The sequence below is a fragment of the Collinsella sp. HCP28S3_B9 genome (genome assembly GCF_052066095.1).
Lineage (GTDB): Bacteria > Actinomycetota > Coriobacteriia > Coriobacteriales > Coriobacteriaceae > Collinsella.
On sequence record NZ_JBQHST010000019.1, the window covers coordinates 1 to 23434 of the forward strand.

Annotated in this window: 27 protein-coding genes; 4 read left to right on the forward strand and 23 right to left on the reverse strand. The window is 59.9% G+C overall.

Annotation, left to right across the window (positions count from 1 at the left end; translation table 11 throughout):
* Window positions 1-526 precede the first annotated feature (526 nt).
* On the forward strand, window positions 527-1525 hold the full coding sequence (locus ACTNBB_RS05835) for a hypothetical protein (protein WP_441057182.1): 999 nt from the start codon (window positions 527-529) through the stop codon (window positions 1523-1525).
* A 307-nt stretch (window positions 1526-1832) separates the two neighbouring features.
* Here ACTNBB_RS05835 and ACTNBB_RS05840 read toward each other — a convergent pair whose 3' ends face one another.
* Together ACTNBB_RS05840 and ACTNBB_RS05845 are read right to left on the reverse strand one after the other, a co-directional pair.
* Window positions 1833-2363, reverse strand: coding sequence for an imidazolonepropionase-like domain-containing protein (locus ACTNBB_RS05840; protein ID WP_441057184.1), 531 nt, complete (start codon window positions 2361-2363; stop codon window positions 1833-1835).
* A 195-nt stretch (window positions 2364-2558) separates the two neighbouring features.
* A complete protein-coding gene (locus ACTNBB_RS05845) occupies window positions 2559-3953 on the reverse strand; it encodes a uracil-xanthine permease family protein (RefSeq protein WP_441057186.1) in 1395 nt (464 codons plus the stop codon).
* Between the two features lie 351 nt (window positions 3954-4304).
* Between ACTNBB_RS05845 and ACTNBB_RS05850 the strand changes: the two genes are divergently transcribed.
* On the forward strand, window positions 4305-4961 hold the full coding sequence (locus ACTNBB_RS05850; RefSeq protein ID WP_441057188.1) for a helix-turn-helix transcriptional regulator: 657 nt from the start codon (window positions 4305-4307) through the stop codon (window positions 4959-4961).
* A 244-nt stretch (window positions 4962-5205) separates the two neighbouring features.
* Here the strand turns inward: ACTNBB_RS05850 and ACTNBB_RS05855 are convergent, their stop codons facing one another.
* Entirely contained in the window at window positions 5206-5583 is a 378-nt protein-coding gene (locus ACTNBB_RS05855) for a RidA family protein (RefSeq protein ID WP_154514683.1), read from the reverse strand.
* Between the two features lie 299 nt (window positions 5584-5882).
* Between ACTNBB_RS05855 and ACTNBB_RS05860 the strand changes: the two genes are divergently transcribed.
* Window positions 5883-8378: a DUF3656 domain-containing U32 family peptidase gene (locus ACTNBB_RS05860; protein WP_441057190.1), complete on the forward strand. Its 2496-nt coding sequence runs from the start codon at window positions 5883-5885 to the stop codon at window positions 8376-8378.
* Between the two features lie 15 nt (window positions 8379-8393).
* The gene (locus ACTNBB_RS05865) at window positions 8394-9053 is read left to right on the forward strand and encodes an RluA family pseudouridine synthase (protein WP_233509079.1); all 660 of its coding nucleotides are present in this window, start codon (window positions 8394-8396) and stop codon (window positions 9051-9053) included.
* Window positions 9054-9497: 444 nt separating this feature from the next.
* Here the strand turns inward: ACTNBB_RS05865 and ACTNBB_RS05870 are convergent, their stop codons facing one another.
* The 20 genes from ACTNBB_RS05870 to rpsL form a co-directional block, all read right to left on the reverse strand.
* A complete protein-coding gene (locus tag ACTNBB_RS05870; RefSeq protein WP_427717633.1) occupies window positions 9498-10244 on the reverse strand; it encodes a DeoR/GlpR family DNA-binding transcription regulator in 747 nt (248 codons plus the stop codon).
* A gap of 3 nt (window positions 10245-10247) precedes the next feature.
* Window positions 10248-11327: a Gfo/Idh/MocA family protein gene (locus ACTNBB_RS05875; protein WP_441057192.1), complete on the reverse strand. Its 1080-nt coding sequence runs from the start codon at window positions 11325-11327 to the stop codon at window positions 10248-10250.
* A gap of 504 nt (window positions 11328-11831) precedes the next feature.
* Window positions 11832-12137 (reverse strand): 50S ribosomal protein L24, encoded by a 306-nt coding sequence (gene rplX / locus ACTNBB_RS05880; protein WP_006235043.1) that lies wholly within the window; start codon window positions 12135-12137, stop codon window positions 11832-11834.
* 13 nt (window positions 12138-12150) lie between these two features.
* On the reverse strand, window positions 12151-12519 hold the full coding sequence (rplN, locus tag ACTNBB_RS05885; RefSeq protein ID WP_117734331.1) for a 50S ribosomal protein L14: 369 nt from the start codon (window positions 12517-12519) through the stop codon (window positions 12151-12153).
* Window positions 12520-12637: 118 nt separating this feature from the next.
* Window positions 12638-12898, reverse strand: a complete 261-nt coding sequence (gene rpsQ, locus ACTNBB_RS05890) for a 30S ribosomal protein S17 (RefSeq protein ID WP_006235040.1) — start codon at window positions 12896-12898, stop codon at window positions 12638-12640.
* 16 nt (window positions 12899-12914) lie between these two features.
* On the reverse strand, window positions 12915-13130 hold the full coding sequence (gene rpmC, locus ACTNBB_RS05895) for a 50S ribosomal protein L29 (protein ID WP_006235039.1): 216 nt from the start codon (window positions 13128-13130) through the stop codon (window positions 12915-12917).
* Window positions 13130-13567 (reverse strand): 50S ribosomal protein L16, encoded by a 438-nt coding sequence (rplP, locus tag ACTNBB_RS05900; protein ID WP_370450531.1) that lies wholly within the window; start codon window positions 13565-13567, stop codon window positions 13130-13132. The genes rpmC and rplP overlap by 1 nt, the downstream gene beginning before the upstream one ends.
* Entirely contained in the window at window positions 13567-14277 is a 711-nt protein-coding gene (gene rpsC, locus ACTNBB_RS05905) for a 30S ribosomal protein S3 (RefSeq protein WP_154514689.1), read from the reverse strand. Before rpsC ends, rplP begins: the two co-directional genes overlap by 1 nt.
* A gap of 6 nt (window positions 14278-14283) precedes the next feature.
* Complete coding sequence (gene rplV / locus ACTNBB_RS05910; protein WP_006235036.1) at window positions 14284-14655, reverse strand: 50S ribosomal protein L22; 372 nt, start codon at window positions 14653-14655, stop codon at window positions 14284-14286.
* A 14-nt stretch (window positions 14656-14669) separates the two neighbouring features.
* Window positions 14670-14930: a 30S ribosomal protein S19 gene (gene rpsS, locus ACTNBB_RS05915; RefSeq protein ID WP_006235035.1), complete on the reverse strand. Its 261-nt coding sequence runs from the start codon at window positions 14928-14930 to the stop codon at window positions 14670-14672.
* A 32-nt stretch (window positions 14931-14962) separates the two neighbouring features.
* A complete protein-coding gene (gene rplB, locus ACTNBB_RS05920) occupies window positions 14963-15793 on the reverse strand; it encodes a 50S ribosomal protein L2 (protein ID WP_117583062.1) in 831 nt (276 codons plus the stop codon).
* Window positions 15794-15972: 179 nt separating this feature from the next.
* Window positions 15973-16260 (reverse strand): 50S ribosomal protein L23, encoded by a 288-nt coding sequence (gene rplW, locus ACTNBB_RS05925; protein ID WP_006235033.1) that lies wholly within the window; start codon window positions 16258-16260, stop codon window positions 15973-15975.
* Window positions 16261-16887, reverse strand: a complete 627-nt coding sequence (gene rplD, locus ACTNBB_RS05930) for a 50S ribosomal protein L4 (protein WP_006235032.1) — start codon at window positions 16885-16887, stop codon at window positions 16261-16263.
* 46 nt (window positions 16888-16933) lie between these two features.
* A complete protein-coding gene (gene rplC, locus ACTNBB_RS05935; RefSeq protein ID WP_089572481.1) occupies window positions 16934-17554 on the reverse strand; it encodes a 50S ribosomal protein L3 in 621 nt (206 codons plus the stop codon).
* Window positions 17555-18005: 451 nt separating this feature from the next.
* Window positions 18006-18632 carry a histidine phosphatase family protein gene (locus ACTNBB_RS05940; RefSeq protein ID WP_441057196.1) on the reverse strand — a complete coding sequence of 209 codons (627 nt, stop codon included), beginning with the start codon at window positions 18630-18632 and terminating at the stop codon, window positions 18006-18008.
* A gap of 39 nt (window positions 18633-18671) precedes the next feature.
* Window positions 18672-19826 (reverse strand): cation diffusion facilitator family transporter, encoded by a 1155-nt coding sequence (locus tag ACTNBB_RS05945; RefSeq protein WP_441057198.1) that lies wholly within the window; start codon window positions 19824-19826, stop codon window positions 18672-18674.
* Window positions 19827-19966: 140 nt separating this feature from the next.
* Complete coding sequence (gene rpsJ, locus ACTNBB_RS05950; RefSeq protein WP_427717612.1) at window positions 19967-20275, reverse strand: 30S ribosomal protein S10; 309 nt, start codon at window positions 20273-20275, stop codon at window positions 19967-19969.
* A 60-nt stretch (window positions 20276-20335) separates the two neighbouring features.
* Entirely contained in the window at window positions 20336-22435 is a 2100-nt protein-coding gene (fusA, locus tag ACTNBB_RS05955; protein WP_154514697.1) for an elongation factor G, read from the reverse strand.
* 19 nt (window positions 22436-22454) lie between these two features.
* Window positions 22455-22928 (reverse strand): 30S ribosomal protein S7, encoded by a 474-nt coding sequence (gene rpsG / locus ACTNBB_RS05960; protein ID WP_006235013.1) that lies wholly within the window; start codon window positions 22926-22928, stop codon window positions 22455-22457.
* A 73-nt stretch (window positions 22929-23001) separates the two neighbouring features.
* A complete protein-coding gene (gene rpsL / locus ACTNBB_RS05965; RefSeq protein WP_154514699.1) occupies window positions 23002-23379 on the reverse strand; it encodes a 30S ribosomal protein S12 in 378 nt (125 codons plus the stop codon).
* Window positions 23380-23434: the final 55 nt, after the last annotated feature.

Genomic DNA, 23434 nt, shown 5'->3' on the forward strand with positions numbered 1-23434 from the left:
CCGATACAATACGGAGAGGCGCAGCGATGCGCTCGGCGGCCGCACGCCGGCCGAGTTCCGCGCCGCGCTGGGAAGGGCCGCGTAACGGTCCAAGAAATCGTCCGCAGTCCCAAGCCCCAATGGGAAAGCGTGTCCCGTTCCGAGAGCTCATTCCGGGATGCAGTTTCCGGTTGAGGGCTGATCCGGAAAGCGCGTCCCATTCCGAGCGGCAATTCCGGGTCACAGTTTCCGCAGATACAAGACGACGATCCACAGCCCTTATCACATGCCTTCAAATATGCGATCCAGAAACACGAAACAGTAGATAGAATGCTCTTTTTCAAAAAAGTACACGTCCCGAAACTTACCAAGGCTTCAAATCTAGCTACCGTTCAAGGTCGCCGATTACCTCCCACCGATTCGGACGTAAAAATGCCGCCGAAAACAGGCCATCTACCTGCATGGTTAGATTTTGGCCAGCTTTTGGTCAGCTGAGCGGCAAGTTCCAGCTGATACGTTTTTGCTACCCAAAAGGAGGCGGTAGCTCATGACCCATTGCAATGACCAACTCATCGACCAACTGCTGACGCAAGCCGAACAGGAAGGACGATGCCTGATTCCCCCGAGCACGGCGATCCGAAAAGCGCTCCTTCGGCGCATCGGTAGCACGGTCGTCTCCCCCATGCCGGGACTGTTCGCGCGCAAAATGCACTGGGATGAACTCAACCGAGCGCAGCGTCATTGCGAAATCCTCCGCGCCCTTGCGATCATCCACCCCGATTGGACGTTCTGCTCGTTTTCGGCCGCCTGCCTGCTGGGGCTCGAGGTCTCGTGGCGACACCTGAATGTCGTGCATGTTTGCAGCTCGACAAAGCCGTCGGCTCGTCCGGGCGCGCATATTCAGCGGCACCAGATTGAGCCGGCCGGAGCAATCCGTCTATCCGGCATATCGGTAACGACGCCCATCAAAACGGTCACAGATTGCCTGCTGCAAACTGGTTTTGCCGACGGTATGCCCATTGCCGATTCGGCGATCTTAAAGCTCGGCCTTGCGCGGGAACAGCTGATGGAGGCCGTTGAGCAACGAGCGACTGCCCGCAATGGTCGCGCGATTCGTACCGCCCTCACAACGCTTCGATATGCCGACGCTCGCGCCGAGAGCGGCGGAGAATCGGTCGCCCGAGCCGTCATGATCGAGACGGGCTTTGCGCCCGACTGGCTTCAATACGAGTTGACGGACCCCTTCGATTCGGCCAAGCCTATACGAACGGACTTTGCCTGGGAGCACCAGGCACGGGAGCTCACGTTGGGAGAACTCGACGGGTTCGTCAAATATACCGACCAGGCCATGCTAGCCGGGCGTACCACCGCCGAGGCACTCGTTGCCGAACGGCAGCGCGAGGCGCACCTGTCGCTCTACGGTCACCCTCTGCTGCGCTTTACCATGAGTGAAGTCCGCTCGGCAGGAATGCTCGGCAAAAAGCTGCAGACGGCAGGCATCCGGCAGACCGCACTGCCGACATGGCTCAACGATATTGAGCTGTAGGAGCTGCTGAGCTTATGCCCACCTGCCCACCAAACTGGGACACACTTGCCGGTTGGCAGCACCTGCGGAAACCATGTCCCAGATTGAGCACTCAAAACGGGATGCGCTTTCCAGATGGCATGCCTAGCGGAAACGGCATCCCAGAATCAGGCCTCAGAACGGAACAGACTTTCCGGATGAATCGCCCAGCGGAAACTGCACCCCGGATTAGACGCTCAAACTGGGACGCAGTTTCCGCTGAGATTCCATCCGGAAACCGTTTCCCACCCCGAGCGTCAATTCTGGGATGAACTTTCCGCCAGAGGGTTCAGCCGGAAACGGCATCCCACTCTGGAGCGAAATTCTGGGACGCAGTTTCCGGTTGAGGCCCGTTCCGGAAAGTGCGTCCCATTCCAGGCGCGGATTCCGGGATGCGCTTTCCGCTAGAGGCTCTACCGGAAAGCACGCCCCATTCTGAGCGCCAATTCTGGGACGCAGCTTCCGCATGCGGAGGCGCTCCAAACAAAAGGCCCCGGCTCGCGATGGAGCCGGGGCCAAAGATGCAGCGTACGCAGTTGGACTGCTGCTCAAGATTCTCCAGGAAGTTGGTGGGGTTGCAGCCCTTAATGGCAAGGCCGCGGGCCAGACCCGAGTAGATGTGGGTGTGGCAGTTGATAAGTCCGGGCATGATGAGGTTGCCCTGGGCGTCGACGTACTCGGCATCCGGGTACTTGACCTTGAGCTCGCGCTCGGGGCCCACTTCGACGATCGTATCTCCGTCAATGGCGACCGCACCGTTTGGAATGAACGGGGTCTGAGCGTTGCGGGTAAAGACGGAACCGTTAGCGACCAGAAGCATAAATGCTCCCTTCAACATCAGGGGCGGGGTTTGACACCTCTGACATGGCGGAGTGCGAAGCGCCGGCCTACACCGGAAACGGGCCCTCTCCCGTCAACGCTTCACCAAAGGGACAAACCCTTTGAAGTGCGGCTTGGCGCCGCATGACGTCGGCGGACGAGGCGATACGTCCGCCGACGAATAGCACCAAATTGGTTACTTCTTGCTCTCGGGCAAGACCAGATCCACGGCAGCATCCTTGGCGGCATCGATGTGCTGAGCCACGACCGGCGTCTGCGGAAGGATCAGGTTGAGCGCGATGGCCATGATGGCGGTGGGGGTTACGGCATTGGAGCCGATGACGGTGGACACCCAGGTGGGCATGCCCTCGCCGGCAAGGCAACCGCTGGCCATCCAGATACCCAGGCCAAAGACGACGGAGGTGCCGACGATGGTGGTGGTGCGCTGCGTAAGGCCCTCGCGGGTGAACATGCGCACGCCATTCATGGTGATGGTGCCAAAGACGCCGACGGTCGCGCCGCCGATGACAGGCTGCGGGATGGCGGAGAGCACGGCAGAAAGCTGCGGGAACAGGCCGGCGATGGCAAAGACGGACGCGATGATCACAAAGACCCACTTGTTGACGACCTTGTTGGAGCAGATGATGCCCACGTTCTGGCCAAGGGCGCTGGTGGGAAGACCGCCCAGCAGGCCGCCGGCCATAGAGGTGAGGCCCTGAGACACGATAGCGCCGGAGAGCTCGCGCTCGGTGGGCATGCGGTCGATGGAGCCCAGGCAGGCGGCGGAGACATCGCCGATAACCTGGATGGCAACCATGGGGAACACGACGGCGAGGGTGATGCAGACCTCGGGATCAAACTCGAGTGCGTAGGGCATGAGCTTGGGAAGGGCGAAGACCTGAGCGGTGGCGACGCTGGAGAAGTCGATCATGCCAAAGGGAATGGAGACGATCATGCCAACGATCATGCCAAAGAACACAGATCCCAGCTTGAACGTACCCTTGCCAAAGTTGGCGAGCGCGAAGACCACGGCGAAGGTGATAAGAGCGACGCACCAGGCCTGCGGGGTGCCCCACAGCGGCGTGCCCATACCGCCGGCCATATACTTGACGGCCGTGGGATACAGGGAGACGCCGATGGAGAAGATGACCGTACCGGTCACGACGGGCGGGAACAGCCACTTAATCTTGCTGTAGGCCAGACCAAAGAGGACCGCGACGGCACCGCCGACAATCTCGCCGCCCAGCAGCGCACCAAAGCTAAAGCCCGAAGCACCCATAGCCTGCAGGGCCGGCAGGAACGCGAACGAGACGCCCATGACGATGGGCAGGCCGCCGCCGATGCGACGGAAGGGAGCGAAGGCCTGAAGGGCCGTGTCGATTGCCGAAAGAATGAGCGCCACCTGAATGATGTCGGTGCTCTGCTGGCTGTTAAAGCCGTAGACGCCGGCCATGATGACCGCCGGGGTAATGATGCCGGCAAACGATGCCAGTACGTGCTGAAGGGCACACGGAATCATTTCCTTAACGGGCGGCATGCCTTCGCGAGTGAACAGGGCTTCAGTGCCGTTCGTAACCGTCTCCTGGGCCATTTGACCACCAATCCTCGAAGTAGTTGTTTTCGCATCTAGCGCTCTATTGTGACGCAGTGCGGGGTTGAGGTTGTGCCTTCGGTGAATATCGTATTAAAGAATTTTCTCATTCTCAATAATAATTTTTTGTTATCAGACTATTTTTCAGCTTAGACAACGCATTTCCGCAGGTCAGGAAAGTGTCTGGTCAAAATAACATCTAACTTTTCTTTTGGTCGACCGCTTACCGCCAAAATCCTACCGTTCGTCTGTATTACGCAATGTACCTGCGAATATACGAGTCAATAGACACCGTGTTACCATGAGAAAAAATTGTTATGAAACTTCCGATTTCATCCAAAGGAGTTGCCCGTGAACGAGACTGTACGTCGCTTTTTGCCGATGGTCGATTTCCTGGAGCAGATACTCGGCAAAAACAGCGAAATCGTGCTGCACGATTTCTCGGATCCCGACCACGCCATCGTCGATATCCGCAACGGCATCGTGAGCGGCCGCAAGGTCGGCGGTCCCGCCACCGATCTGGCACTCAAGATCATGCACGATCCCAAGTATCGCGACCTGCCGTTTATTACGGGCTACGAGGGGCGCGGTGCCGGTGGCAAGACGTTGGAATCCGCAACGTACTTTATTCGCGAGGATAACGAGATCGTCGGCATGCTCTGCGTCAACACCGATCTTTCCACGGTACGCTCCATCAACGCCATGGCTCAGCAGCTCATGGCCTGCTTCGACGCCGCGCCGGTCCGCACGGAGCCCTCCCCCATCGAGATCGAAAGCCTTTCGGAGTCCACGCAGGAGCTCATCGACCACAGCATTTCCGAATTGCTCGAAAGCCGCGGCCAGGATGTCGCCTCGCTTGGGCAGGCCGATCGCGTGGACGTTATTCGCCACCTTAACGGCAACGGCGTATTTATGCTCAAGGGCGCTGTTGCCTGCGCTGCCACCTCGCTGGGCATCTCGGAGCCCAGCGTCTACCGCTACCTGCAAAAAGTTCGCAAGGAGGGCTAACGAGCAAAATGGAGCGCGGGCAGTCTTTTTGGGACGGGGCTCTTTTAGCTACCCTCCCTCTGCCCACGATTTCGATGAGCCGCAAGTAAAATCAATCCTGCATATAGGGGTAGCTAAAATGGCCCCGTCCCAAAAAGACTGCCCTTGGTGGCTCCGCAAGCGATCCGTCACGTGACAAAAGACCCTGCAGCTCACACGCGCTGCAGGGTCTTTTTGCATGTCATGTTTAGTTGTTGCCAACGCCTTAGAGAGCGGCGACGACCTCGATCTCGACCAGACCGCCAGCCGGAAGAGCGGCAACCTGGAAAGCGCTGCGCGCGGGGAACGGGGCCTCAAACTTGGAGGCATAAATCTCGTTCACGGCGGCAAAGTCTGCGATGTCAGCCAGGTAGACCGTGGTCTTGACGACATCGGCAAACGTAGCGCCGGCAGCGGTCAGCAGGGCCTCGACGTTAGCGAGGGACTGCTTGGCCTGGGCCTCGATGCCCTCGGGCAGCTTGCCGGTCGCGGGATCGATGCCCAGCTGGCCGGACAGGAACACCATGTTGCCGGACTGGATACCGGGAGAATACGGGCCGATGGCTGCGGGCGCGTTATCGGAAGACACGACGGTCTTGCTCATGTTTTTCTCCTTACGATCAAATAGAGAGCGTGAGCGCGGCGTTCGCACCGGGAGGCACAGTTCGGTCTGAACACCACGCTTGATTGGGATAGTAGGGGATGATTTTGCCCGATGCAAGATAATTATCAGATTGCGATAATATTTTATCGCCCAACGGTTTCCCCGAACCGCCGAACGGTTCTCCACCGGGTCAGCCAGCCCAGGCTACTGAAGACTTTGTCCTGCTTAGACTGCGGGCATCGCCCATCGCGACGGTGCCACTATACTTTTGTGTATCTGAGCATTTTGAAAGGCAGGATATGACCGCAACCGCCAGCCGAACCACCAACCGCAGGCCCGAGCTTCTGGCCCCCGCCGGAGGCCCGGAGCCCTTTGCCGCCGCGCTCGCCGCCGGGGCAGACGCCATCTACTGCGGCATGGGCAGCTTCAACGCCCGCCGCAAGGCCACCAACTTTACCGATGAGGCCTTTGAGCAGGCCTGCCGCGCTGCGCACCTGGCCGGCTCGCGCGTCTACGTCACGGTCAACATCGTCATCAAGCAGTCCGAGATGAGCGATGCACTGCAGCTCATCCACCGCTGCTCCACGCTGGGCGCCGACGCCTTTATCATCCAGGACTGGGGCCTGTTCTTTGAGGTCAAGCGCACCATGCCCGGCATCGAGACCCATATCTCGACCCAGGCGAACATCCACGATGACCGTGGAACCATCTGGTGCCGCGAGCAGGGCGCCGACCGCGTGACCCTCTCGCGCGAGCTTTCCATCGACGAGATCGCCGCCATCCACGACGCCGCGCCCGACGTTGACCTGGAGGTCTTTAGCCACGGCGCCATCTGCTTTTGCTACTCGGGCCTGTGCCTGCTCTCGAGCTTTGCCATGGCGGGCCGCTCGGCCAACCGCGGCATGTGCGCTCAGCCCTGCCGTCTGCCCTACGAGCTGATCGACGAGAACGGCCGCACGCTCTCCCCCGCCGGTCGCGAGCGCGCGCTATGCCCGCGCGACACCAACACTTCACAGCTTGTTCGCCGCCTGTATGACGCCGGCGCCGCATCGCTCAAGCTCGAGGGCCGCATGAAGGCGCCCGATTACGTGTACTCCATTGTCGATGTGTATCGTCACCAGATCGATGACATGCTGGCCGGGGCCGTCGTAGATAAGGACGAGGACGCCGCTCGCCAGCGCCAACTCAAGCGCTGCTTTAACCGCGACTTTACGCACGCCTATCAGGACGGCACCTCGGGCGACGAGATGATGAGCTACGAGCGCTCCAACAACCGCGGCCAGATCGTGGGCACGGTGCTGGGCAGCCGTATGGCCAACCGCGACGTGCGCGGGCTCAAACCCGACGACCGTCGTCGCCGCGCCGCCATCGCCCGTATTGAGCTGTTTGAGCCCGTGGGCAAGGGCGACTTGTTGGAACTTCGCCACGACGACGAGTTCGACCAGTTCCTGACTACCATCGCCGCCGATGATGCCGCCGCCGGCGACATCATCGAGTGCCGCGTTCCCCGCAGCATGCCCGAGGGCTGCCGCGTGCGTGTGATTCGCAGCCAGCGCGCCATTGACGCTGCCGGCGCTGCGCTCAAGCGCGACGTGCTACGCCGCCGCGCCGTAGACGTGTCCGTCGTGGCGCGTCTGGGCGAGCCGTTTACCGTCACGCTCACCTGCTGCGACGACCCCACGCTCACCGCCACCGCCACCGGCTTTACCGTCGAGGCCGCCAAGACCCGCGCGGTTGAGGCGTCCGATCTGGTGGAGCACGTGGGCCGCATGGGTTCCTCGCCCTTTGAGGCCGCGAGCTTTGACGTGGCGCTCGATGAGGGCTGTGGCATGGGTTTCTCCGCTGTGCACAAGGTGCGCGCCGCCGCTTGCAAGGCGCTCGAGGAGGCCATTCTGGCGCCTTACGAGGAGCACGCGAAAACGCTCGAGCTGCCGGCGATTGTCACCAGTGATTCCCGCCCCGTGCCCGAGCACTACCGCGATGAGCCGCAGATCTGCGCCACCGTCACCTCGCTCGACGCCGCCGAGGCAGCGCGCGCGGAGGGAGCCGCGCGCATCTACATGACCACCGACGCGCTCGATGCGGCCGAGCTCTCCCCCGCCGATGCGTTTGAGCAGGGTATTGTTCCCGTGCTCGATGAGGTCTGCCGCGCCGTCGACCACGCGCGCGTCGACCCGTGGGTCGTTGCCGGTGCCACGGTCGCTATTGGCAACATCTCTGAGCTTGCCCTGGCCGCCCAGGTTGGTGCCACGGCCGAGATTCGCTCTTGCCTGCCCGTGCACAACACGCCTTGCATGGAGGCACTCGCCGAGCGCGGAGCCGGGGCGTTTTGGCTCTCGCCCGAGATCACGCTCGACGAGATTATCTCGCTTGGTACCTCCGCGCCCGCGGCCCTGGGCATCACCGTTTTCGGCCGCCCGCGCGTTATGACGAGCGAGCACTGCATCCTGCAGGTGGCCAATGGCTGCACCCACGATTGTGCCCACTGCCGTCTGCGCGCCCGCAAGCTGTCGCTCAAGAATATCGACGGCAAGGTCATGCCGGTGCGTACCGACATCCACGGCCGCTCGCGCCTGTACGACGCCTACCCCATCGACCTCACACCGCAGGTTCCACAGCTGCTCGACGCCGGCGTGCGCCGTCTCATGGTCGACGGAACCCTGCTCGAGGCCGATGAGATTGGCCGCGCCGTCGCACGCGTCCGTCGCGCCGTCGAGGCCGCGCAGGCCGGCCGTAAGCCCGCCGCCCGCCTGCGCGGCGCCACTTCGGGCTGCATGTTTGTGGGAATTAGCTAACCGAAAGGCTTACACGTGAACGAAGAACCCCAAGTCCTCTACTGCGACGCCTGGCTCATGGCCATCGATAAGCCCGCCGGCATGATCGTCCACGGCGACGGCACCGGCGAGCGCACGCTTACCGACTATGCCAGCGACCTTTTGCTGGCGATGGGCGACGGCTTTGCCGCGACCGACATGCAGCCGCTCAACCGCTTGGACCGCGACACCACCGGCGTGGTGCTGTTCTCGCTCGACAAGCAGACGCAGCCCGCCTTTGACCAGATGGTCATCGACCACGCCTTCGAAAAGCACTATCTGGCGCTCGCCGAGGGCAAGATCGATTGGAACGAAAAGCTCATCGACAAGCCCATCGCCCGCGACCGCCACGATAGCCGCAAGATGCGCGTCGGCGCCAGCGGCAAGCCGTCGCAGACGCGCGTCAAGGTGCTCAAGCGCCTTAAGAGCCGCCGAGGCCTGCCCACCCGTTCGTATATCGATGTTGAGCTGCTCACGGGCCGCAAACACCAGATCCGCGTGCACCTGGCAAGCGAGCGCCATCCCCTGGTTGGCGACGACCTGTACGGAACGCCGCGCCCCTGTGGCCTCATGCTCCACGCCCACAGCGTATCCTTTACCCATCCCGTAACCGGCGAGCACATCCACATCGAAGCCCCCTGCCCCTGGGAGCCCTAAAACCTGCCAAAAAGGGACAGGTTTATTTTGGCAGGTTTTATCTGGGCAAACGTCAAGCAGCCACGATGGCTCAGCCGCGGCCCCAAAACATCTCGATCTGTAACAGTTAGAACCCATTTTCCGGTCTTTCTGTTACAGATCGAGACATTCAAATCCCCCTCAAGGGAAAATCTCGATCTGTAACAATAACTCGGCAAAATCGGTCCCAGATGTTACAGATTGAGACAAAGGGATGGCGCGGTTCGGAAGTATCTCAATCTGTAACATCTAACCCACTTTTAACGGTCCAGTTGTTACAGACTTAGACAAACCGGCGGACAACGAAAGCGGCAACGCCTGTGATGGACGTTGCCGCTTTTCTATTGAGAAAACTACTCGGTTTTCGTTACGAACCACCACAATGGGGACAGGCACCTTTGTGATGGTTTTGGCCTTGTCCCGTCGCTAGACCGTGATGACGTTGTCCATTGCCCGATACTTGGCGGGCACCTCGCCTGCGGTAATAATCGTTGCGTCGCGAAAGTCCGCGAACTTGACGGGCGCCACCATGCCAAATTTACTGGCATCCGAGATTACAAAGCGCTTGGCCGTATGGCGCATCGAGATGCGCTTTACTTGCGCCTCCTCGATATCGGGCGCCGTGAAGCCCTGCTCGGCGGCAATGCCGTTAGAACCCCAAAAGCCACAGTTGAAGTTGTAGCGGTCTAAGGTTGCCAAGGCATCGGGGCCAACGAGTGCTTCGGTCTCGGGCTTGAGCTCGCCGCCCAGCACCACGGTACGCATGCCGCGCAAAGCGAGGTGCTGAGCATGGAGCACGGAATCGGTCACATAGGTGACATCTTCTAGGTGTGGAAGATGCTCGATGAGCTTGAGCGTCGTCGAGCCCGAGTCGATGTATACAAAGCTCTCGGGCTCCACCAGCGCCGCGGCGCGGGCGCAGATACGCTCCTTATCGTCGTTATGGAGGTCGCTGCGCTCATTGAGCGTTAGGTCGCGCGTCACGTGTGCGCGCTCAAGACTCGTCGCTCCGCCGTGGACCTTGGCGATACGGTGCGCTCGATCGAGCGTCTGCAGGTCGCGCCGAATGGTAGACGCCGTTACGCCCAGGGTATCGGCAAGCTCTTGCACAGTAACCGAGCCAGCCTGCTGGACCATTGACACGATCGCGTTGAGCCTATCCTCCGCAAGCATCGCTTACTCCTCCTCGGGGTACACGACTCCCCAGTCGGCGCGGAGCTTGGTCATAAGCTCCATAACATCAGAAGCGTAATCCAGAAGCGCGCGCTTCGAATCATCGCCGGCAACGGCCTTCTCCAGGTCGGCCATCTCGTAGCACAGGGCGTATGCCTCGGTGCCGGTGTGGACCTCCTCACGGTGCCCGTCCTCAGTCCACACGATGGTCGCGTGATCGGCGCGGGGATACTCGTTGACCTCGATATAGCACTTGTCAAAGCTGATGACCGAGCGCTTGGGCTGCTTGGAGTGAAGTGTAAGGCTCACCACGCCCAACTGCTGCTCGGCATTACGGCAGACAATGCCGCTCGCAACGTCAACGCCGGTCTCACAGGTGTTGTCGAGCGAAACGACCTCAACAGGCTGGCTTGCCATAAAGAGGCGCATGACGGACAGGGCATACACGCCAATATCGAGCATGGCACCGCCAGCAAGGTTGCGATTGTAGAAACGGTTGGTCAGGTCGCCGTATTCCTTGTAGCTGCCAAAGTTGAGCTGAGCGAGGTTCATGCGGCCAAACTCGCCGGCATCCATGCGGCGGCGCAGCTCCCGATACAAGGGCATGTGGAGCACCGTGGTGGCGTCCATAAGGACCACGTTATGCTCGTCGGCAATGGCACGTGCTTCGTCGAGCTCGGCGGAGTTGAGGGTGATGGCCTTTTCGCAGAGCACGTGCTTGCCAGCTGCCAGAGCGGCGCGCAGGTAGGTGATATGCGTGTTATGCGGCGTAGTGATATAAACGGCGTCGATGTCGGGATCGGCGTAGAGGTCCTCAACCGTCTCGTACACCTTCTCGACGCCATACTGCTCGGCAAAAGCCTGGGCCTTGGACAGCGTGCGGTTGGCGACGCCCGCAAGCTTGCGACCGGCAAGGGCGAGAGACTGGGCCATCTGATTGGCGATAACGCCGCATCCGATCACAGCCCAACGAAGCTCGGGAGCCGTAAAGATGTCGTTAGGGAACGGCTTGTCCTGGACCGAGGCAAACGCCGCCTTAGCGGCTGCTTCGGCGTCGAGCGGAGCCTGTTTGGAATCTGTCATCATGTGCCTCCTGAGTCATCGGAAGTTCTTCATTTCCAACAGCCTTATATTCGCACAAATTTGCGCGTATTTGCTTGTATTTGCGTGTTTATTTGTTTATCGGTTATTAATAAACCATAATTAGCAGATATTTGCGCGGCTATGCGCATTATCGCGCAAGGCTCTGTGCGTAAATACGCATGCATCGATCGTTATGATGCAGAAAAAGGCGGAACACCAAAACCCCTAAAGGCAAAGCAGGCTGTCTTACTCTGCCCCCGAGGGGCATCAGACATCAAAAGATCATCCCTAACTGCCGGCACATAGGGACTGTCCCAGGCTGCCGAAACCTGGGGGCATTCCCCGTACGACGCTTTCGTGGCAAGACTGTCCCCATCAACTAGCCGTTAAAGAACGTCCCCAACGGCTAGTCATTTAAGTCTGTCCCCAATGAGTAGGGATAGAAAAAGGCCCGGGTGCCGTGGCATCCGGGCCTTTGCTAGCAACTTAGATGTTGCGGGCAGCTTAGAACTTGTGGCCGCACTTCTTGCAGACACGCAGCTTGTTCTTGCCGTCCTTCTCGTGACCGACGCGGGTAACCTTACCGCACTCGGGGCAAACGAGATTGACGTTGGAGGCATCGATGGGAGCCTCCTGCGAAACGATGCCGCCCTGCTGGTTGGCAGCGTTGGGCTTAACGGCCTTCTTGACGACCGAAACGCCCTCGACAACGACCTTGTTCTCGGCAGGGAGAGCACGCAGGACAACGCCCTGCTTGCCGCGATCCTTACCAGAGAGAACCTGGACCTTATCGCCCTTCTTGATATACATATATCTCCCCTAACTACAGGGTCTCGGGAGCGAGCGAGACGATCTTCATGTACTTCTTGTCACGAAGCTCGCGAGCGACGGGCCCGAAGATACGGGTGCCGACGGGCGAACCATCGTTGTTGATGACAACGCAGGCGTTATCATCAAAGCGAATGTAGGAGCCATCCTTGCGGCGGATCTCCTTAACGGTGCGAACGACGACGCAACGGACAACGTCCTTCTTCTTGACGTTGGCGCCAGGGGTAGCCTCCTGGACAGCACCGATGAACACATCGCCGATGCCTGCATAACGACGCTTGGAACCGCCAAGCACCTTGATGCAGCGAATCTTGCGAGCGCCGGAGTTGTCGGCGACGTTCAGCATGGTTTGCATCTGAATCATGGTAGATGTTCCTCCGAACTAAGAACCGAAGAGAGGTGCGCAGCCTTTATGCGGCCCGTGGTATGCAAGCCAGGCATACGCACATCTTCGGAAACGTACAAGTCGTAAGAGCGACTGCTTATTTAGCGCGCTCGACGACCTCGATGAGGCGCCAACGCTTCATCTTGGACATAGGACGGGTCTCCATAACGCGGACGGTGTCGCCCACGCCAGCCGTGCACTCCTCGTCGTGAGCGTGCAGCTTCTTGGAGCTGGTCATCATCTTGCCGTACTTGGGGTGACGCTTGCGCTCGGTGATGGTGACAACGATGGTCTTGGCACCGGAGACGGAGGTAACGACACCCGTACGGACCTTACGCGAGTTACGCGAATCAGTCATGTTCTCTCCTTAGGTCCTACTCGGCGACAGCGGACTTCTCCGCTGCGATCTCGCGGGCGCGCTGCTCCGTGAGGACGCGAGCGATGTCCTTCTTCACGGTGTTGACGCGAGCGGTGTTGTCCAGCTGGCTGGTGGCCATCTGGAAACGAAGGTTAAAGAGCTCGGCGCGCATTTCCTTCAGCTTCTCAACGAGCTGAGCGTCCGAGAGCTCACGAATCTCTGCGGGCTTCATTAGTTCTCCTCCTCGGCCGTCTCTGTAGCGGCAGGCTTAGCGACGATCTTGGTCTTGATGGGGAGCTTGTGCTGCGCCAGACGCAGAGCCTCGCGAGCGACCTCCTCGGGCACGCCCTTGACCTCGAACATGATGCGGCCGGGCTTGACGACGGCCACCCACTCCTCGGGGTTACCCTTACCAGAACCCATGCGAGTCTCGGCAGGCTTCTTAGTGATGGGCTTATCGGGGAAGATCGTGATGTAGACACGACCGCCACGCTTCATGTAGCGGGTCATGGCAATACGAGCGGCCTCGATCTGACGGTTGGTGATCCAATGGGCCTCGAGAGCCTGGATACCAAACTCGCCGAAATGCAGCTCGGTATTACCCTTGGCCTGGCCCTTCATGGAGCCACGCTGCACCTTGCGGTGAAGAATACGCTTAGGGGCAAGCACTACTGACCCCTCCTCTCGGAGTTACGACGACGAGGACGGGAAGAGCCCTCGAGTGCAGGGTTGGGAACAGGCTGGCCCGGGAGCTTCTCGCCCAGGTAGATCCAGACCTTCACGCCGCAGGCACCCATGGTGGTGCTGGCGACAGCCGTGCCGTAGTCGATCTTGGCACGGAGGGTGTGCAGAGGCACGCGACCCTCACGGTACCACTCACGACGGCCCATCTCGGCACCGCCGAGACGACCGGAGCACTGGATACGGATGCCCTTGGCGCCGGCCTTGCGGGCGGACTGGACAGCCTTGCGCATAGCGCGACGGAAGGCAACGCGGCCCTCGAGCTGCTCAGCGATGGACTGAGCAACGAGGTTGGCGTCGAGCTCGGGGCGCTTGATCTCGACAACGTCGACGGAGAGCTGGCCCTTGGAGACGCCAGCGACCTTCTCGAGCTCGGTACGGAGGGTATCGATCTCGGCACCCTTCTTACCGATAACAACGCCGGGGCGAGCGGTGAAGATGATGACCTTCACCTTGTCGCCAGCGCGCTCGATCTCGACGCGGGAGACAGCTGCGCGGGAGAGACGCTTCTCGAGGTACTTGCGGATCTCGAGATCGTTACCGAGGGTCTTAGCGTAATCCTTCTCTGCGAACCAGCGGGAGCGCCAGTTCTCGGTGATGCCAAGACGGAAGCCGGTGGGGTAGACTTTCTGACCCATACAGCTTTACGCCTCCTTTCGAGGAGCAACGACGACGGTGATGTGGGAAGTACGCTTCAGAATGCGAGAAGCGGAACCCTTGGCGCGGGGACGGATGCGCTTAAGCGTCGGACCCTCGTCAACATAGGCAGCAGCGACAACCAGGTTGTCGGCACGCAGACCGTTGTTGTTCTCGGCGTTCGCAACGGCGGAACGGAGAACCTTCTCGACATCCACGGCGACGGCGCGGTCGCAGAAGTGGAGGATGTCGAAGGCCTGAGCGACAGGCTTGCGGCGGATCAGATCGACCACCAGGCGGGCCTTGCTGGGGGAAACACGCACGTACTTAGCGACGGCGCGAACCTCGGTGGCCTCAGTTTCAATAGACTTAGTTGCCATTTACGGTTAACCCCCTATTTGGCCTTGTGGCCACGGAACGTACGAGTCGGCGCAAACTCGCCGAGCTTGTGACCAACCATGGACTCGGTAACATACACGGGCACATGCTTGCGGCCGTCGTGGACGGCGATGGTGTGACCAACCATCTCGGGGAAGATGGTGGACGCGCGGGACCAAGTCTTCACGACGTCCTTCTTGCCAGCCTCGTTCATCGCGGTGATACGCGAGAGAAGGCGAGTCTCCACGAACGGGCCCTTTTTGAGACTTCTGCTCATAAGTGCTTTCTCCTAAAACTCGGTATCCGAAATTACTTCTTACGGCGACGAATGATGTGCTGGTTCGAGACCTTCTTCTTCTTGCGCGTACGAAGGCCCTTCGTCGGCTTACCCCAGGGGGTAACAGAGGGACGACCAGAGGTGTGGTTCTTGCCCTCGCCACCGCCGTGCGGGTGGTCGACAGGGTTCATAACGGTACCGCGGACGGTCGGGCGCACGTTCATGTGACGCTTACGGCCGGCCTTGCCGATGACGATGTTGGCGTGATCGGCGTTGCCGACCTCACCGACGGTGGCGCGGCAGGTAACGAGGATGCGGCGCATCTCGGAGGAAGGCATACGGACGATGGCGTACTTGCCCTCCTTACCCATCAGCTGGCAGGAGTTACCGGCGGAACGGGCGATAGCGGCGCCCTTGCCCGGCTGGAACTCGACGGCGTGGATGAGCGTACCGACGGGGATGTCGGCGAGGGGCAGAGCGTTGCCCGGCTTGATGTCGGCGTCAGAACCGGACATGACGGTCTGACCGACCTCGAGGCCCTTGGGGGCCAGGATGTAGCGCTTCTCACCGTCAGCATAGTGCAGCAGAGCGATGCGAGCGGAACGGTTCGGATCGTACTCGATCGTGGCAACCTTGGCGGGCACGCCGTCCTTGTTGCGCTTGAAGTCGATCACGCGGTAACGACGCTTCACGCCGCCGCCCTGGTGGCGGGTGGTGATGCGGCCGTTGTTGTTACGACCGGCCTTCTTGGGCAGGGGCTCGAGAAGAGACTTCTCGGGCTTGGTGCAGGTGATCTCGGAGAAGTCGGAGATCGTCTGCCAACGCCTACCAGCGGAGGTCGGCTTAAGGTGCTTTACAGCCATTACAATCCCTTTCAATAGGTATCCGTTAGCCATCGCAGACAGGGATTCGAGGTTCTGCCTCGGGTGCGATGACACCGGACGTATACACGGTTCCGGGCGTGTCCATTTTATACGCCCAAAACCTTGAGCTCTCGCCTCCCCTATTTGGGAGGCATGAGCTCACTCAACAGCAGCGAGTCTTAGGCCTGGTTGCCAAAGACCTCGATGGTGTCGCCCTCGGCCAGCGTAACGATGGCCTTCTTCCAAGAACGGGTCTTGCCGGCGACATAGCGCACGCGCTTGGTCTTGGGCTTGACCGTCAGGGTGTTCACGCGAACGACCTTGACGCCGAAGATCTCCTCGACAGCGTCCTTGATCTGATACTTGTTAGCATCCTTGGCGACCTCGAACGTGTACTTGTTCTGCTCCATGCCGGAGAAGGAACGCTCGGACACGATCGGACGGATGATGATCTCGTGGGCGGTCATTTATGCAAGCACCTCCCCGAAGTGAGCGGCGATGTCGGCGGGCATCAGCACAGCGTTGTTGTTGACGAGATCATAGGTGTTGGCCTCGTCGGCAGTGATGATGAACGTCTTGGGAATGTTGCGGAACGACAGGTAGGCGTTGACGTCCTCATCGCGAACGATGATGGTCAGACGCTTGCCCTCAAGGCCAAGAGCCTTGAGCATGGCAACGGCAGCCTTGGTGGAAGGCTTCTCGAAGCCGTAGTCGTCGACGAGCACGAGCTCGCCATCGGCCAGCTTGGCGGACAGCGCAGAGCGCATAGCCAGCTTGACCTCCTTGTTGTTCATACGCTTAGCGTAGGAACGGGGCTTGGGGGCGAAGACAACGCCACCGTGACGCCACTGGGCAGCACGGATGGAACCCTGGCGGGCACGACCGGTGCCCTTCTGACGCCAAGGCTTCTTGCCGCCACCGGAAACCTCAGAGCGGCCCTTAGCGGACTGGGTGCCCTGACGCCAAGAGGCCATCTGGCACTTGACGATGTGGTGCATAACGTGGATGTTCGGCTCGATGCCGTACACCTCAGCGGCGAGCTCGGCCTCGGCGACCTTCTTGCCCTCGCTGTTCTTTACTTCAAACTTTGCCATTTAAGTGTTCTCCTTGGTATGACGCTGGGCTAAATGGGCTGGGCCCTTAGGCCATACGGATGGCGACGAGACCATTCTTGGCACCCGGGACAGCGCCCTTGACCAAGATGAGGTTCTGCTCGGCATCGATGCGGACAACGGAAAGGTTCTTGACGGTAACGCGCTCGTTACCCATGTGGCCGGCCATCTTGACGCCCTTGAGGACGCGCGCAGGATAGGCGCACTGACCGATAGAACCGGGGTGACGCTGGAAGTGAGAACCATGCGTCATAGGACCGCGGCGCTGACCCCAGCGCTTGATGCGACCCTGGAAGCCCTTACCCTTGGAGGTACCGATGACGTCGACCTTCTCGACATCAGCGAAATCAGCGACGGTGACGACCTCGCCGACCTTGTGCTCCTCGCCGTTCTCGACACGGACCTCACGAAGGAAGCGGACAGGCTCGACGCCGGCCTTGGCGAAGTGACCAGCCATGGGCTTGTTCACGTTCTTGGCCTTGATGTCGCCGAAACCGATCTGGACGGCGTCATAGCCGTCGGTTGCCTGAGTTTTAACCTGCGAGACAGCGCAGGGGCCAGCCTGGATGACCGTGACGGGAACGACGTTGTCGTTCTCGTCCCAAACCTGGGTCATGCCAATCTTGCGGCCGAGAATCATGCTGATCAAGATATGATCCCAACTCTCGCGTGGTCTTGGGACAATGCGTACACCACCGAGCGTACGCCCCTAGAGGACCACTACTTACACGACGTGCTCCCCAGCCTTGTATTGCGTCCGGACTACCTGACAACCCTATTAAGCAGGCATTTTGTCCAGCCAGAATACTCCCCTGGTTTCACACAGCTGTTTAGTATACACGGCTGCGGGCGTATCCATCGAGATTCATATTTCACCCACATTGTTTACGCAGGTAAAGTGCGTGGCACGTCTCCCGAGCACGGCGGAGGGCCGGAGAAATATATTAAGGTCCCTGCTCTACAGTCCTGCGCAAGACGAAGGCCACATTAAGTGGCCTTCTTTGCGTGCGGAACTCGCGATGACCTTAATATATTTCTCCGGCCCTCCGCCGTGCTCGGGAGACGACACGTTGATGTCTGCTTAACTCTGCTCGCTCAGGCTAATGACTTTGTTGGGGATCAACTATTTGCTGAAGGGTGAACCTACATTGCATTGGCTCGCCTTCTGCTTGTGGCTTTGCCTCATCAAAATCGAAGATCATGATGGCGCAGTTGGGGAGTTTTGCTGGGAGCTCGAAGCCCTCTGGAGCTGCAGCCTTGATGAATTGGCGGCTGGCGCTGCCGTGGCTTACTGCTAGGAGGGTTTCGATGCCCTCGGCGCCCATGATATTGGTGAGGGTGTCTACCATGCGTTCTTGCAGCGTGCGGCTTCCTTCTCCTCCAAAGGGGACCAAATCCTCGCCCGGATCCCAAACGTCGGTAGGCAATGCGTCGTGCGGGCCTTCCTCGAAGGTCCCATAGCCGCGCTCGATGATGCCTTCGCAGGGTTCGACAGTGGCATCCGGACCGAAGATCTCGCATGCGACGAGACTTGCCGTGTCCATGGCTCGGCCTAAAGGCGATGAGACCACTTTGTCGGGGACAACGCCGTGGGCTTTGAGCCATTCGGCTGCCGCTTGGGCCTGTTGACGGCCCAAATCGGTAAGCGGTGAATCACAGCGACCCTGGACGAGCTTAATTACGTTGAATTCCGTCTGGCCGTGGCGGAGCAGATACAGCCTCTTCATATTCTCCCCTTCTGTATAACGTGCTTTGCCGGCGCAGACCTACTCGTGGGTATGCCCTACGTAGTCATCGTCGATCGTAATCTTGGCAATCGACTTGGGAAATTCCGATTCGACCCTCTGGGCCAACGCGTGCTTGAGCTCATCGGGCCCCATGCCCAAATCCGAGGGACGCACGCAGTCAAAGATTACGTTGGTGTGCGTAGGACCCGGCACACAGCGCAGGTCATGAATCGAAAGGCGGCTATCGATCTGTTGGGCCATGGCGTGAATGCGCAAGCGCATGCTCGCCACCTTGGGGTCATCGGTCACGATGGGATCGTAGTGAAGCGTGACAATCATGTCGTCTTCGTCCCTAAATGCCTGTTCAATGTTATCGAGCGTGTCATGACTTTCCAGCGGGCTGGCCTCGGCCGCCATCTCGGCGTGAGCGCTTGCGAACTTCCTGCCCGGGCCGTAGTCGTGAACCATTAGGTCATGAACGCCCAAAACGCCAGGGTAGCTCATGATCTTGCCGCGAATATATTCGACCAGCTTGGGATCGGGCGCCTGACCCAAAAGCGGGCTCACCGTATCCTGGATGAGCTCAAAACCGCTCCAGCCAATATAGGCGCCAACGGCAAGGCCGACCCAAGCATCAAGATTGATATGCGTCACCTGCGAAACAATTGCGCACGCTAACACGGCGCCAGTGGCAAGGACATCGTTCTTGGAATCCTGCGCGGTCGCATGCAGCGTCTCAGACTCAATACGGTCACCGAGCTTTTGGTTGAGGGCCGCCATCCACAGTTTAACAACCATCGAAAGCGCCAAGACTGCCACCAGGGCAAGCGAGAACTCGACGGGTTCGGGGTGGACGATACGCTCAAACGAGGACTTCACCAGTTCGAGGCCGATGAGCAGCACGAGCGCCGCCACGACCAGACCCGAGAGATACTCGTAGCGGCCATGGCCGTAAGGATGCTCGGGGTCTGCCGGCTTGCCAGCCAGCTTAAAGCCAAGCACGCTCACGATGTTTGAGCTGGCATCGGACAGGTTGTTCATGGCGTCCGCCACAATCGAAACCGATCCCGACAGCACGCCAATTGCACCCTTCGCAGCGCATAGCGCCACATTGGCGAGAATACACACCACGCCCGCCAACGTGCCCACGCGCGCACGGTCACCCTGCGCACGACGAACGATCCACTCGACCATCTATATCTGCCCCCAACAGTTTTACTCATACACTCGTTTGTCGAATAGCTCAGTAGTGTAGACCCTTTACCCCATCGATACAAAAAAGGCCGCAACCCTTAGGGCTGCGGCCTTACAAATCGCACTATCGAGCAAAAAGCTTAGAGCTTGATGTCGATGTCGACGCCAGCGGGGAGGTCGAGACGCATGAGCGAATCAACGGTGCCCGAGGTGGGGTCGAGGATGTCGATGAGGCGCTTGTGGGTGCGCATCTCGAACTGCTCGCGGGAGTCCTTGTCCTTGTGCGGCGAGCGGATGACCGTGTAGAGGTTGCGCTCGGTGGGCAGGGGGACAGGACCGGAAACGCGAGCGCCGGTCTTCTGAGCGGTCTCGACAATGAGCTTCGCGGACTGATCGACGACCTCGTGATCATAGCCCTTGAGGCGAATGCGGATCTTCTGGGTAGCCAACTTAAACCTCCAAAGAGTGCGAGAGATGTTCTCGCGGATTACGTAACAGGGAGCTCGAACTTAGGCGTTCTTGCTCATGACCTCGTCCACGATGGACTTGGGCGCAGGCTCATAAGAGTCGAACTGCATCGTGTAGGATGCACGGCCCTGGGTCTGGGAGCGAAGGTCGGTAGCGTAACCGAACATCTCGCCCAGCGGCACCTTGGCACGGATGAGCTTGGTGTTCTTGCGATCCTCCATGCCCTCGATCTTGCCGCGGCGACCGGAGAGGTTGCCCATAACGTCGCCCATGTACTGCTCGGGGGTCTCGACCTCGACAGCCATGATCGGCTCGAGCAGCTGCGGATCGGACTTCTTGAGGGCGTCCTTGATAGCCATGGAACCGGCGATCTTGAAGGCGGCCTCGGAGGAGTCGACCTCGTGGTAAGAACCGTCGAACAGGGTGACCTTAACGTCGAGGACCGGGAAGCCGGCGATAACACCGGTGTTCAGGGCCTCCTGGATGCCCTTGTCGATGGACGGGATGTACTCCTTGGGCACGACGCCGCCGACGATAGCGTTGACGAACTCGTAGCCGAAGCCCTCCTCCATCTTCTCGAGCTTGATGACGGCGTGGCCGTACTGACCGCGACCGCCGGACTGACGGACGAACTTGCCCTCAGCCCTCTCGACGTCGTGACCAGCGGTCTCGCGGTAGGCAACCTGGGGCTTACCGACGTTAGCGTCAACCTTGAACTCACGGAGCAGACGGTCAACGATGATCTCGAGGTGCAGCTCGCCCATGCCGGCGATGATGGTCTGGCCGGTCTCGTGGTTGGTGGACACCGTGAAGGTCGGGTCCTCCTCGGCGAGCTTGGTCAGAGCCAGGGACATCTTGTCCTGCTCGGCCTTGGTCTTGGGCTCGATAGCAACGTCGATAACGGGCTTGGCGAACTCGATCTTCTCGAGGACGATCTCCTTGCCCTCGGCGCACAGGGTGTCACCGGTGGTGGAGTTCTTGAAGCCAACGCAGGCGACGATGTCACCGGCGCAAGCGTCGTCACGGTCGATACGCTCGGCGGCGTTCATCTCGAGGATGCGGCCGAGGCGCTCGCGCTGACCGTTGGAAGCGTTGACCACGTAGGAGCCGGACTCGGCGCGACCGGAATAAACGCGGACGTAGGTGAGCTTACCGACGAACGGGTCGGTCATGATCTTGAAGACCAGGCCGGAGAAGGGCTCGTCGAAGGAGGGATGACGCACGATCTCCTCGCCGGTTTCCGGATCGGTACCGGTGACGGCCTCAACGTCGAGCGGGCTGGGCAGGTAGTCGACGACAGCGTCGAGCAGCTCCTGAACGCCCTTGTTCTTGTAGGCGGAGCCCACAAAGACGAGGTTGAGCTCGTTGGCCAGAACGCCCTTGCGCAGAGCAGCCTTGAGCTCCTCGACGGTGAAGTCCTCCTCCATGAGGATCTTCTCCATGAGCTCGTCGTCAAAGCTGGCAGCGGCGTCGAGGAGCTCCTCGCGCTTGGTGGCAGCGATGTCGGCGAACTCAGCCGGGATCTCATCCATCGGCTCGGGGTAGGTCATGCCCTTCTCGTCGGCCTTGAAGTCCCATGCAGTCATGGTGACCAGGTCGATGACGCCCCAGAAGTTGTCCTCGGCGCCCATCGGGACCTGAGCGGCCACGGCGTTAGCGTCGAGACGATCCTTCATGGTCTCGATAGCGTTGAAGAAGTCAGCGCCCACGCGGTCATACTTGTTGATGAAGGCGATGCGGGGAACGTTGAAGGTAGAAGCCTGACGCCAAACGGTCTCAGACTGGGGCTGGACGCCGGCAACGGCGTCGAAGACGGCGACAGCGCCATCGAGGACGCGCAGGCAGCGCTCGACCTCGGCGGTGAAGTCAACGTGGCCCGGGGTGTCGATGATCTGGATGCGGTAGTCCTTACCGTCCTTGTTCCAGAAGCACGTGGTAGCAGCGGAGGTAATGGTTACGCCGCGCTCCTGCTCCTGAACCATCCAGTCCATGGTGGCAGCGCCCTCATGGACCTCACCGATCTTGTGGGTCTTACCGGTGTAGTAAAGAATACGCTCGGTCGTGGTGGTCTTACCGGCATCGATGTGGGCCATGATGCCGATGTTACGGGTATCGGAAAGCTTGTGCTTAGCCTTAGCCATGTTAGTTCCTTACCTTAACTTACCAACGATAGTGAGAGAACGCGCGGTTGGCCTCGGCCATCTTGAAGACGTCCTCACGCTTCTTGACGGAAGCGCCCAGGCCGTTGGAAGCGTCCAGAATCTCGTTTGCGAGACGCTCAGCCATGGTCTTCTCCTTGCGAGCGCGGGAGAAGTTGACGATCCAGCGGATGCCCAGAGCGGTGGAACGACGGGAGTTGACCTCCATCGGGACCTGATAGGTAGCGCCACCGACACGCTTGGGCTTAACCTCGAGCGTGGGCTTGACGTTGTCCATAGCCTTCTTGAAGGTAGCGAGAGCGTCGCCACCCTCGGACTTCTCGGCAACGATCTCGAAAGCGGTGTAAACGATGCGCTCAGCGGTGGCCTTCTTGCCGTCAAGAAGGACCTTGTTGATGAGCTGAGTCACCAGGCGGTTGTTGTAAACGGCGTCAGGCTGAACCTCACGACGATTAGCTGCTGCACGACGCGGCATGTGAAATCTCCTTAAGTGTCTACCGTGCGGCGCTTAGGCGGCACACGGCGAAAGTATCAAAACGTTATCTGGCTTATTTGGCCTTGGGGCGCTTAGCACCGTACTTGGAACGGGCCTGCATACGGTTCTGGACCGGAGCAGCATCGTAGGCGCCACGGATGACGTGATAACGGACACCAGGGAGGTCACGAACACGACCGCCGCGGACGAGCACGATGGAGTGCTCCTGCAGGTTGTGGCCCTCACCCGGAATGTAAGCAGTAACTTCGATGCCGTTGACGAGGCGAACACGGGCAACCTTACGAAGAGCCGAGTTCGGCTTCTTGGGGCTCGTGGTGAAGACGCGGGTGCACACGCCGCGCTTCTGGGAGTTGTGCTGCAGAGCAGCGTTCTTGGACTTCTTGGGCGCGGAACGACGGCCCTGGCGAACCAGCTGGTTAATAGTAGGCAAAGCGTACTCCTTCTCGAATGATTCCAGCTTTCTGTAAAGTGCAACGGCTTGAATC